6 protein-coding genes are annotated in these 8,619 nt (G+C 57.3%); all 6 read right to left on the bottom strand.

Features of this window, described 5'->3' with window-relative positions; genetic code table 11:
• Nucleotides 1-113 precede the first annotated feature (113 nt).
• Complete coding sequence (locus L248_RS12205; protein ID WP_022530547.1) at nt 114-332, bottom strand: hypothetical protein; 219 nt, start codon at nt 330-332, stop codon at nt 114-116.
• A gap of 64 nt (nt 333-396) precedes the next feature.
• Nucleotides 397-3,048, bottom strand: a complete 2,652-nt coding sequence (locus L248_RS12200; protein WP_022530546.1) for a YfhO family protein — start codon at nt 3,046-3,048, stop codon at nt 397-399.
• Nucleotides 3,049-3,334: 286 nt separating this feature from the next.
• Nucleotides 3,335-4,039 (bottom strand): GntR family transcriptional regulator, encoded by a 705-nt coding sequence (locus L248_RS12190; RefSeq protein ID WP_022530544.1) that lies wholly within the window; start codon nt 4,037-4,039, stop codon nt 3,335-3,337.
• 17 nt (nt 4,040-4,056) lie between these two features.
• Nucleotides 4,057-5,202: an N-acetylglucosamine-6-phosphate deacetylase gene (gene nagA, locus L248_RS12185; protein WP_040536708.1), complete on the bottom strand. Its 1,146-nt coding sequence runs from the start codon at nt 5,200-5,202 to the stop codon at nt 4,057-4,059.
• 91 nt (nt 5,203-5,293) lie between these two features.
• Nucleotides 5,294-6,094, bottom strand: a complete 801-nt coding sequence (locus tag L248_RS12180; protein WP_022530542.1) for a pyrroline-5-carboxylate reductase family protein — start codon at nt 6,092-6,094, stop codon at nt 5,294-5,296.
• A 24-nt stretch (nt 6,095-6,118) separates the two neighbouring features.
• Nucleotides 6,119-8,110, bottom strand: a complete 1,992-nt coding sequence (locus L248_RS12175; RefSeq protein WP_022530541.1) for a S9 family peptidase — start codon at nt 8,108-8,110, stop codon at nt 6,119-6,121.
• Between the last annotated feature and the right edge of the window lie 509 nt (nt 8,111-8,619).

The raw sequence follows: 8,619 nt of genomic DNA, 5'->3' as shown, positions 1-8,619 counted from the left end.
GCACTTGCTTCGCTTCGCCCGCCCAGCCAGCCGGAGGGCCCAAATCGCCGGGTCCCGGCCATCCCTTCTCAACCAGCACAAAAAGCGCCCCGAATTTCTCCGGGGCGCACAATTCATGCATGGTTACGTTTTGGCTGGGTCCGCATGCAATCCGCGACGGCCATGCCGCCGCCGGCGCCGACTGTGGCGCCGATCATGAGACCCAGGGGGATGTCGTGTAACGCCAGCCCCACCATGAGACCGATCAGTACACTGACTGCGATGATGCTGATGAGCCAGCGTTGGTAGCGGGTCGGCGGGGGCTGGGGGTCACTGCTTTCTGTCTTGGTCATTGAAATCTCCTCCAATAGGATTCAACTTACTGTAACCGGTTCCTACTTATTCATGGTAGCAAGGTCACCGGGACCGTGTCAACTTACGGAGAATATCCCCGCGGTACTCAACCAGGACCACGCCCATCAAAATGACCAATGCCGCTGCTGAGATGAGAACGCCGGTACGCCAGCCAGGCGTGACGTAAGTAAACTGGACGGTGTGTTTACCGGTCGTTTTGGGCGTGAAGGCGACGAAGGTGTCGATAAAGTCTCTCGTCTTCTGCGGCCGCCCATCAACAGTTACGTGCCAGCCTGGGCTGTCTGGAATCGACGTCATGACTGTTGGGGCTGCCTTGGTCGTGGTCACCTCGGCAGTCACGCTGTTCTGTTCAAGCTGAGTGACTTTCCCGCCCTGGGCTTGAAGCTGATGATCCATTTTTTCAAACTTGGCCATATCCAAGCGGTAGAAATTGACTTGGTTCAATTTTAATTTCTTTTTTTTGAAAGTGAAGCTGAACGTGATGTCCTGACCCTTCGCGTTCGCCGCAACATTAAAGGCAAGCGGTGAGTTGAACCGGCCGGTCTGAACGACTTTCTTGCCATTCACCCGCATCGTTGCATCATCAATCGGGGGATCATCCAGAATGGCATAATAAGGGCCGCTGGTGGCGGCGTGAAAATAATAGGCCACTGTCGCTGTTTTCTCGTGGGGGTCGCGCCGATAAGTGATCGTGTCATCCCCATTATTCGTCACGTGGGTCGTTGTCTTGCGGACATCCGTCAGAGGCGAAAACATCGTCTCCCATGTCTTCGTTCCGGCCAGGTTGTTCATAATGGTCTCTTGCCAGCTCAGCGGATACCCCGGCATCAGAATTGTCTTCAATGCATCCGGCGAGGCACTGTACATGAGCGGCAAGGTGTATGGATTGCGGTACACTGCAATACCATCGACCGGCTTTAATGCTTGGTAATAAGCAGCATCCGGCCGATAAGAATTAGCACTCAAATCGCTGTCTTCCCAACCGTTATCGCTGTCGTGGGCGGCCGCAACTGGTCCACGTTCTTGGAGCATGTACCGCATGTCCAGCAAGGCGTCAGTGATGACCGTCCCGTTAGTATAAGAAACTTGGCCTTCATCCCCCGACATTCCCACGCGATTATAGAAATAGGCTTCCCGCGGTTCCAGCATGGAGTTAAAGTGGGAACCGCCAAAGTAGTCCGCTGTCATGGCATCATTCCAGGAGCCAAACGTCGTCGCGGTCCGATAAAACGGTTGGGTGTTGATTTTCTTAACGTGTTTTGTTGCCTTCAACAGTTCGGCGGTGTACTGGGCGAAAGGCTTGTAGGCTGAAAGCTCAATATGCTGCAGTGTGAGCACCCCGTTGAGGCTCATTTCTGCCCCCACCAAGAGCACTAATGCCCATCCCCACCAGCGGCTGGCCGTACGCTTCATAATCAGCTGCGTCATAGCGAACGTCAGTATGGCGGTAGCGGCAACGGCCCCCCAAGAAAGAAAATGAACCTGGGGCATTCGCCACACTGCGCCCGCAATAACGAGGACACCGGGAATGACCAGCCACCAGTGGCGCCGCCAGGACAGCACAGGCAGCCGCGGCCAAACACGCGCTGTGAGAAGAATCCCCCAGAGACTGATGACGAAGCTGAAACGGTATGGATACCAAATGGGAAACTGCATCCCATGCCAGAATAGATCCAAGGGTTCAAAGAAGGTGCTCAGTAAAAGAAAGACAGTCACCAAGCCAGCAACGACCTTCTCCTTTAAACCAATCTTCCGATTGACGAAGTACAAAAGCACCCCAATCAGGACCAGCATCCCCGTATAAATATTCGGCTGACCATTGATCATCTGCTGTTGGGAAAATGCGCCCGGTACCAATTTGGCCAAAATCTTAATGGGGTTGTACTCAAAAGTGGACGGCAAACTGGTCGATATGTATGTATTTTTTGAATCGTTTAAGGCATGCCAAGTCGGCAGCAAAATCAATGCACTAAGACCCCCGGCCAGTATGGAAGTCCACGCGAACCGAATACCTTGTTTCAAGAGACTGCGCCAGGTCCACCGGTACTGGCTTTCTGACCAGACCCAGTAGAGGACGAGAAAAATAGCGATCATGTAGCCGATGTAATAGTTGATGATCATTGTTGCCGCTAGCAGCAGAGGGTAAGCCCACAACCGCCGCCCAGCGTGCTGCCAGCGCAATGTTAATAGCAGCAGCGGCAACAATGCCACCGCATCCAGCCACATGATGTTGAAATAATTGACGATGAGGTATGCACACATGCCGTAGCCCACTGCCAGAGCAGTTTGCACAGGGCCAGATAGAGGCTGATCCTGCTGCCGCAGATACAAATCCATGAACAAGCCCGCAAAGCCCAGCTTCAAGGCAATAATCAGCCAAGTTCCCAATGCAATGCTCGCTCCGGGGAAAAGGAAAAGCAGGAAGTTCAGCGGGCTCATCAGATAGTACGTGAAAGTACCGAACGTTTCCCCGCCAAGCCCCTTACTGAAAGAATAGAAAAATGAGCCTGGGTGGATCGACACAGTGTTCTTGAAGAACTGGAAGAAATGAACATACTGCTGATCCAAATCAACAGTCAGTACGGTCTGGCCGCCAAATGGCCAGACATGGCGCAAAGCGAAATAAATAACAATAAAGAAAAACGGTATTAAAAAGCTGGCTGCCAACGGCCACCATGCTTGTTTGGGTCGCATCTTAGTCACGAATGTTCCACTCCCTCAAAATGTATATCAGTTTTATCTTAGTCTAAGGCCGGGTGAAAAGTAAGAGTCCCCGAGCCGTCGACTTTGACTTCTGCAATGGTCATGACGATCGGTGCCTCCCACGATTTTCCAAAAGAGCCCTCGAGATAGGCATAGTATACCGCAGTCCAGTCAATGTCCACCACTTTTCTAGGATCGGCGGCAGCAACACGTACACAGAAAAAAGACACCCTCAGCAACATATAGTTGCATAGGTGTCTTCGATGTGAGGGGCATATTACCGTTCCAAATAAAACTCGAACCGTTCCCCAGCATACTGGGTACGCACATACTCAAACGGCCGGCCGTCTTGGAGGAACGTGATCTGACGCATCTTGAGGATGGCCTCACCGCGCTTGATATCCAGATACTCGGCGATCCGTTCCGACGCTGTCTCAGCGGAGACGGTCTGCTGGGCACCGCCCAGTTCGTAACCGCCCTTGGTCTCCAGGGCGTGGTAGAACGAATCGGTGACCTCGGCCTTGGTCAGGCCTTGGACGATGTCGGCGGGAATGGAGGCCACTTCGAAGCTAATGGGCACGCCGTCTGCGTACCGGATCCGCTCCATGCGCAGCACTTCCGGGGTGTCGCCGCTCAGGTGCAGCTTCTCGATCTCGCTCAGGGACGGGGTCGCGAAGTGGTAAGAAATGGTCTTGCTGGACGGCTTTTTGCCTTGCCGGCGCATAATGTCGGTGAAACTGGTGACACCGGAAGCCACTTCTTGGACTTTCTGGTTGGCCACGTACGTGCCGGAACCGACCCGCCGTTCTAAAATGCCCTCGTCCACCAGGGTTTGGATCGCCTGGCGCAGGGTCATGCGGCTGACATCGAATTGAATGGCGAGTTCCCGCTCTGCAGGGATGCGGTCCCCCACCTTCCATTTGCCGCCTTCAATGTCGCGCTTGAGTTGGTTGTGGATCTGAATATAAACCGGTGATTCCATAGATGTTGTCTCCCCTACTACGGCTCCGGTGAGAATTCCCGCCCGAAGCTGAATGTTTTTTGTAACGCTAAGGTCCGATCGAACACGTTCATATCGGCGTCTTTGCCTGGGGTGATGGTCCCTTTGCTATCCAAGCCGAACTCTCTGGCTTGGTTCACACTGGCCATCTGCACCGCATCCGCCATGGACGCGCCCGTGAATTTTTGAATATTGATGAATGCATCCTTAAATTGTAACACGCTTCCGGCCAAAGTACCGTCGCTGAGCCTGGCCTGTTTATCCTTCACGAACACCTTCTGGCCGCCCAGCTCGCTCTCGCCTTCGGGCATGCCCTTGGCGCGCATGGAATCGGTCACCAGCTCGATGCGGTGGATACCTTTCTGCTCCACGGCCAAGCGAATCATGTCGGGCACGATGTGGAAGCCGTCGCAGATCAGCTCGGCATACATGTTGTCCTCCAGCATGGCGTGGCCGGTGACGCCCGGCTCCCGGTGCTTGAACTCGCGCTGGGCGTTGTACAAGTGGGTCACGTGGGTGGCCTTGCTATGCAGCATCTGGGCCCGGGTGGCGTTACTGTGGCCGACTGACGGCACGATACCGTGGGCCAGGCAGTAATCCTCGAAGGCCTGGGAACCCGGGTCTTCCGGCGCATAGGTGATGAGCTTGACCCGGCCGCCGGAGAGCTTGTTCCACTCGGCCAGCAAGTGCACGTCGGGATCCTTGATGTACTGTTCCGGCTGGGCACCCTTGAACGTGGGAGAAATGAACGGCCCCTCCAAGTGCACGCCCTGAATGATCGGGTTATTCTCCGCGGCCTGGGCCACACCCTTCATGGCGTGGTCGATGTTGGCAGTGGATTGGGTCATGGTCGTCGCGAACAGCGTGGTGACCCCTTCGTTGCGCATCATCTTCGTCGCCATGGTGCTGATCTGTTCCGGATCGCCGTCCATGGCGTCGAAGCCGTAACCGCCGTGGCTGTGCACGTCGATGAAACCCGGGACCACACTGGCGCCGGCGACATCCTCCAGTTCATCGCCCGCCTGGGCATGGTACTCGGCCACCGGCCCCACGGCCAAGATATGCGTGTCGAAGCGCACGTAGCCGTCGGGAATGACCTCTTCACCCGTGTAGATCACCGCATGTTTCAGTACTTTTGCAGACATCAAGAATTTCCCCTTTATGTTTAGAAATGGTGGTTCGTCGTTCTTTCTCATCATAACTGGTCTAGACCATAATGACAAGTACAGATAACCGCTATTTCTTGGCTTGGTCTTTCTCGATGGTGGCCGTCACGGCGTCGGTCAAACCGGCGAAGAAACCGCTGGACTGCAACGCGACCATCCCCCGCACGGTGCTGCCGCCGGGCGACGACACGCTGTCCGCCAGGTCCCACGGGTTCGCCCCGGTCGCCAGGATCTGGTCGGCACTGCCCTTGAAGGCTTGGGCCGCGATCCGCCGGGCATCCGTCATGGGGATGCCGTACTTCACACCCAGCCGGGCCAGCATGTCGATGGCGACGAAGATGAACGCGGGGGACGACCCGGCCAAGCCGACGAACGCGCCGAACAAGTCCTCAGCCAGCGGCATCATGTCGCCGAGGCTCTGCTGCCATGTCAGCACCGTCTGCAGCGCCGTGTCGGTCACGGCCTCGTTCACCGCATAGGCGGTCATGCCGCTCCCGGTGGCGACGTTAACGTTGGGCAGTAAGCGCACGATGGGCAGATTGGGCGCAGCGGCGAACTTGGTCAAGTCAGCCACGCTGACGCTGCCCACCACGGAGACGAGGATCTGACCGGACCGCCACTGTCCGGCCACGCCGCCCAGGATCGGTGCTGCTGTGGCCGGCGGCGTGGCCAAGACCACGATGTCAGCGGCCGCCACAATATCCGCGGCAGAAGCAGCGCCGTGAATCCCGTATTGTTTGGCGACCGCTTGGAAGTGGGCCGGGGTGCGGCTCGTGACGAACAGGTCGGCCGCGGCCGCCCCAGCATGCAGGGTGCCGGCAATTTCCGCACTGGCCATGTGGCCGCTGCCGATGAAGCCAATTTTTACCATAGAGGAATCAATCTCCTTTCTGCCCTAATGCTTCTGGAACCAGTCTTGAATCCGCTGCATCCGGTCGATGCGCAGATTCGGGAAGCCGGAGCGGGAGAGCTCGTGGTTCGAGCCGGGGTACCGGACGAACGCGGTCTCGACGCCGTGGAGCTTGAGACTGGTGTAGAATTCCTCGCCCTGACCAATCGGGCAGCGGTGGTCCTCCTCGCTGTGCAGCACCAGAATCGGCGTCTTCGCCTGGTCGACGTAGGCCAAGGGAGAAAACTGCCAGTACAGCTGCGGGTCGATGGGGGCGTTCCACTCGCCTTGAAGCTCCCAGGCGTTGAAGAAGTAGCCGATGTCGCTGTTGCCGTACATGCTCACCCAGTTGCTGATGGAGCGCATGGTGACGGCGGCGGCGAAGCGGTCGGTGTGGGTCTCGATCCAATTGGTCATGAAGCCGCCGTAACTGCCGCCGCAGACATACAGCTTGGCCGGATCGATCTTGGGATCCCGCTTGAGGGTTTCATCCAATCCCGCCATGAGGTCCTGGTAGTCCCCTTGACCGTATGCGCCGATGACACCGCCGGCGAAGTCCTCGCCGTACCCCAGGCTGCCCCGGGGATTGATGAGTATGACGCCGTAGCCGGCATTGACCAGCGTCTGCATCTCGTGGAAGAAAGTATACCCGTAAGCGGCCAGGGGTCCGCCGTGGACATACAGAATCGCCGGATGCTTCTGCGCTGCCGCCGCACCGATGGGCGCCATGTACCAGCCCTCCACGGTCAAGCCGTCACCAGTCTGGTAGGTGAATTCCTCCGCCCCGCCGATCGCGTGGTGATTCTCCCAGCTGGTATTCGGGTTGTACAGGTCCTTCTCGTCCTCCGTGATCAGGTCGCAAACGGCCAAAACACTGGGCGTCTCAAAATTAGAATAGGTGAACGCGACAGTGTGCTGGTCCGGCCCGACACAGAAGTCGGTAATGTGCCGGTCACCCCCCACCGCTTCGCTCAACTCGCCGGTGGTCGAGGCTTGGTAGAGAGACACGCGGCCGTGACTGAAGCCGCTGGCCAAGAAGTAATCGGCCGTGACATACTGCGCAGCGCGGCCAGACAATTTCTGCTGGGTGTCGGCGACGATTTCTCCCGGTCCTTCTTCCAAGGGATGGTCCACTGCGGTATCGGTCAATGTCTCCCCTTCGATGTCGTAGAACCAGATGTGGTTCTCGGCGACGTTGGGCACGTGGTTATCGGTGCCATAGAGCAGGATGCCGGTGCCGTCTTCACTGAAGTCGACGCCAGAAAAGCTGCCGTGCTCCTGGGATTCGGTGATCCAGGTCAGGGCCTTAGTGGCAATCTCGAACAGATACACGCCCTGCCGGAAGTCCTTGGGGTTGAACGGATCGGGACTGGCACTCAGGGCCAGGAACCGGCCGGAAGGATCCACCGCATCCAGGCTGAAGTCGTCAGGCCGGGCCAGCAGATCCTTGGGCTCTTTCTCAGTCACCGGCAGATACTGCAAGTGATGGGTCCCATCTTCCCGCAGGACACCCTGACCGTTCATCAAGAACGGCAGCCGGGTGATCACCTTGGGCTGGGGCAGCTCGTGGTGCTTGGGCGGTTCCGGATAACGGGTACTGGTGAAGAAAACACCGGTACTATCCGCATCCCAACGGGCCTGGTCCACGCCGTCCGGCAGCTGGGTCAGCTGGCGCGGTGAACCGCCGTAGATGGGCTGAATGAAGATCTGCGTTTTCTGCTTATCGTCCGCCGCCAAGTACAGCAGCTGCTCGCCGTCGGGGGCAATCTCGTACTGGCTGACGCTTTGCCCGGGGATGGCGAAGCGCATGCGGTCATGCGTCTCCAGGTCCATCCCCTTCAGCGCGGCCCGGTATGTATTGGTCGCTTCGTCCACCCGGTTTTCCAGGAAGAAAACCGTGTCTTCGGTCAACTGGGGTTGGCTGATGGTCTTGATGGCAAACAGGTCCTTGGCTTGAACAGGCTCTTTCATCGTGTCACCACTCGCTTTCTTGAACATGTTTCCATCTTAGCATTAATTGGTCCGGGTGCACCAAAAAAACGCCCGCGGGTTGCGGACGTTGAGTGATGGGGGTAAGTCGGCAGGCAACTGTCTGGCGCTGGCCCGGGTGACTATGGGCTCCGCAGATTGAGGGCTGCTACTGTTTGACCTTGGCCCGGGTGACTACGGGCGGAGCTGGCGGGGGCTGGAACGTGGTGACGGCGGTTTGAGCCCGCAAAGTGCGTGGTCTCAAACACGCCTAACTGCATCGAAATCTTTCGCAAAGAGCGCGAAAGATTTCGTGCAGTTTCCACCACTGAGCCCCGCCCGCTCCGCCCTCCGTCACCCTACATTCTGGAAGACGGGAATGTCTCGCTCTTGACGAAACTCAGGCAGCTTCCTCCCAAAACATCAGACAATCGTCTGCAAATACAAAGTGCGGGCGGTACCTCCTTCGAATATGTGCTGCCACGAAGAATCTAACGATCGGGTAGGATGTAGGCGATTTGGGCCCGGAGCCAGGGGGG

The sequence above is a fragment of the Schleiferilactobacillus shenzhenensis LY-73 genome (genome assembly GCF_000469325.1).
Lineage (GTDB): Bacteria > Bacillota > Bacilli > Lactobacillales > Lactobacillaceae > Schleiferilactobacillus > Schleiferilactobacillus shenzhenensis.
This window is presented reverse-complemented; position numbering and strand designations above follow the sequence as displayed.

Coding starts and splice junctions, on each gene's coding strand:
- L248_RS12200 (WP_022530546.1), bottom strand. CDS start 3,048: ATGCGACCCAAACAAGCATGGTGGCCGTTGGCAGCCAGCTTTTTAATA.
- L248_RS12205 (WP_022530547.1), bottom strand. CDS start 332: ATGACCAAGACAGAAAGCAGTGACCCCCAGCCCCCGCCGACCCGCTAC.
- L248_RS12175 (WP_022530541.1), bottom strand. CDS start 8,110: ATGTTCAAGAAAGCGAGTGGTGACACGATGAAAGAGCCTGTTCAAGCC.
- nagA (WP_040536708.1), bottom strand. CDS start 5,202: ATGTCTGCAAAAGTACTGAAACATGCGGTGATCTACACGGGTGAAGAG.
- L248_RS12190 (WP_022530544.1), bottom strand. CDS start 4,039: ATGGAATCACCGGTTTATATTCAGATCCACAACCAACTCAAGCGCGAC.
- L248_RS12180 (WP_022530542.1), bottom strand. CDS start 6,094: ATGGTAAAAATTGGCTTCATCGGCAGCGGCCACATGGCCAGTGCGGAA.